This window comes from Massilia sp. (assembly GCF_031995545.1).
Lineage (GTDB): Bacteria > Pseudomonadota > Gammaproteobacteria > Burkholderiales > Burkholderiaceae_D > Telluria.
In genome coordinates, this window is the sequence record NZ_DAMAGA010000082.1 from 1 (window position 1) to 3,193 (window position 3,193).

Genomic DNA, 3,193 nt, shown 5'->3' on the forward strand with positions numbered 1-3,193 from the left:
CAGTTTTCTTCGCCCGACAGATAGGTGTTCCACGGGGTGCGGCCGGTGCCGCAGTTGTTGATGGTGCCGCGGAATTTGGTACCGTCCGGCGAATACTTGGTCTTGACCAGGGCATTGCCGCGCACCGGGCCCGAGATCTGGACTTCGGTCTGCTGGTGCACGCGGCGGTTGAACATCGAGCCCTGCAGGTATTCCCACTTGCCGCTGTTGTTACGCACTTCGACGATCGACAGGCCGTGCAGGGCCATTTCCTTGTCCACTTCGAGGGCCGGACGCGGCAGCGAATTGGTGCCGCCGTTGGCGTGCACGAAGAACGACGGCAGGCCTTCGTTGGTGGTGGCTTCGTGGTTCATCGCCAGCAGGCCGCGCGTGACGCCGGTGGTCGACACGCCGCCGGTGTCGGACAGCGAGAAGAATTCCATGCCGTCGTGGTGGTCGCCGGCGCGGTTCTCGAAATCGGTGTCGGTGCCGTCGTTGCGGTAGGCGGCGGTGGTGTTGCTGATCGGGTCGCCCAGCGCGTACAGGACGGTGGCGGTGTAGCCGGCCGGGACCGACACGCTGTCGGCCAGGCTCTTGCCGACGGCGGTGAAGCCGAGCAGTTTTTCGGTCGGGGCCGGGGCTGGCGAGGTGGTGCCGCCCGGGGTCGGCGCCGGCGCCGGTGCAGGATCGTCGTGGTCCGAACCGCCGCAGGCGGTCAAGCCCATGCTGCCCAGGATGGCAGTAGCGGCCGACGCGGCGCCGCCGCGCAGCATGTTGCGGCGGCTCAGGCGCTTCTCGAGCACCGCGCTGAAATGTTCGTTCGACGAATTGTTCGTGTCCAGGTCATCGTGGTCGATGTGGGCGAGGTCGGTCAGCTTGTTCACGGAGTGGATCCCTGTTTATAGTTAGGAAAGTCCGTGAATGGTAGTGATGGAAGATGACCGGTTTGTGACGCTTTGATCACCGTTTGATGACATGCCGCTATTTGTCAGCGTACTAACTTGTAAAAATATTTGTCGGAATTTTCTTACATTGTTTGTGCGCGTATTCCTAAGAGCCTGCCCCGTGCGCTAGACTTTCGGGTCAGGAAATCAGCCTTGTCGATTTCAACGAGCCATCGGAATAAAGGACACCATGCAGGACAGCGACGACATGCCGGCACAGGAAACGATCACCCTCGGTTGGTCGCTGTTCGAAGCCATTCCCGATTGCGTGCACCTGCTCGACGCCGATGGCGTGATCGTGGCGCTGAACCGCAACGGCATGCAGGCGCTGGAGATCGACGACCCGGCGCAGCTGCTCGGCAGCGCCTGGCGCGCGCTGTGGCCGCAGGAGTCGCGCGCGGCGATCGACGCTGCGCTGGCGCTGGCCTGCGCCGGCGGCGCCGGCAAGGCGCAAGCGGCCTGCCTGACCATCACAGGGTGCCTGAAATGGTGGGACGTGGTGGTGACCCGCACCGCCAGTCCCGACGGCCATCAGGCGCACCTGCTGGCGATCCTGCGCGACATCACCGAGCAGGTGGCGGCCGACGATGAGCGCGCGCGCCTGGCGCGCCAGCTGCAGGCGGCCAGCGAGCGCTTCGAGAAGATCGTCAGCCAGGCTGCCATCGGCGTGGTCCAGCTCGACACCGACGGCCGCATCACGCTGGCCAACGAGCGCTATTGCGCGATGATCGACCGCAGCGAGGCCGAGCTGGTGGGCATGAGCGTGATCGATGTCACGGCGCCCGAATCGGTGGCCGACACGCTCGATGCGGTGGGCCGCCTGAAGGCGGGCGCCAACGGCGTGGTGCTCAACAAATTCTATCTGCGGCGCGACGGCTCGCGCATGCCGGCCACCAGCAGCGTGAATGCCCTGCGCGGGCCGGACGGCGAATTCGAAGGCCTGGTGGCGATGGTGCTCGACACCACCGAAAGCCGGCAGGCCGAAGAGACCCTGCGCAGCCTGGCCTACGACCTGGCCGAGGCCGACCGCCGCAAGACCGAGTTCCTGGCCACGCTGGCGCACGAGCTGCGTAATCCCCTGGCCCCGATCCGCAATGGCCTGAGCGTGATGCGCCTGGGCGGCGACAATCCGGCGGCGGTGGGCAAGGTGCGCGAGATGATGGAGCGCCAGGTCGGCCACATGGTGCACCTGATCGACGACCTGCTCGACGTCGCCCGCATCAGCGGCGGCAAGCTGGAACTCAAGCGCCAGCGCTGCGACTTGAAGACCATCCTGGCCAGCGCGGTCGAGACCAGCCTGCCGCTGATCGAGGCCGGCCATCACACGCTGGCGGTCGACGTGCCGGACACCACCCTGACGGTGGACGCCGACGCCACCCGCATCTCGCAGGTGGTGGCCAACCTGCTCAACAACGCCGCCAAGTACACTCCGCCGCGCGGGCGCATCCGGCTGGCGGTGTGCCGCGACGGCCAGGAAGCCGTGATCGCCGTCTCCGACAGCGGGGTCGGCATCGCCAAGGATGCGCTGGACGGCGTGTTCGACATGTTCAGCCAGATCGGACGCACGGTTGACCGCTCGCAGGGTGGGCTGGGGATCGGCCTGTCGCTGGTGCGGCGCCTGGTCGAGATGCACGGTGGGACGGTGAGCGCCGCCAGCGCCGGGGCCAACGCCGGCAGCGTGTTCACGGTGCGCCTGCCGCTGGCCGACGCCGGTCTTGGCGCCGCCACGCCGCAGGGACGCGCCGGCGCGCAGTCACAGGACGCGGGCGCCGGGCTCAAGGTGCTGGTGGTGGACGACAACGTCGACGCCGCGGTGACGCTGTCGATGATCCTGGACGCCTCGGGCTACGTCACGCGCGTGGCGCACGACGGCCATGCGGCGCTGGCCGCGGCGCGCGAGTTCCTGCCGCGCATCGCCTTCCTCGACATCGGCATGCCCGGCATGAGCGGCTACGACACCGCCCGCGCGATCCGCGCCACGCCCGAGCTGGCGGGGATGACGCTGGTGGCGCTGACCGGCTGGGGCGCCGAAAGCGACCGCCAGCGCTCGAAAGAGGCGGGGTTCGATCATCATCTGACCAAGCCGGTGCAGCTGACGGTGGTGGAGGAGCTGCTGGCGGGGTTGTGATGCGGGCAAAGGCGATGGCTAGCGTAGACGCGCACAAACGTTCAGGTCATTACGGCCCGCTCCCTCAAGACCGTCATTCCCGCGCAGTGAACTGACCCCGAAAAGTTGGAACGACTTTTCGGGGTTTTATTTTGAAGTACAC

Annotated in this window: 2 protein-coding genes; one reads left to right on the forward strand and one right to left on the reverse strand. The window is 66.9% G+C overall.

Annotated features, from left to right (window positions below; genetic code table 11):
• Positions 1-863 (reverse strand): alkaline phosphatase PhoX (locus RTQ83_RS24240; RefSeq protein ID WP_312520631.1); only part of this gene is annotated, 863 nt, incomplete at its 3' end.
• A 250-nt stretch (positions 864-1,113) separates the two neighbouring features.
• On the opposite strand from RTQ83_RS24240, the gene RTQ83_RS24245 reads away from it, so the two are divergent.
• Positions 1,114-3,051 carry a PAS domain-containing protein gene (locus RTQ83_RS24245; RefSeq protein ID WP_312520634.1) on the forward strand — a complete coding sequence of 646 codons (1,938 nt, stop codon included), beginning with the start codon at positions 1,114-1,116 and terminating at the stop codon, positions 3,049-3,051.
• Positions 3,052-3,193: the final 142 nt, after the last annotated feature.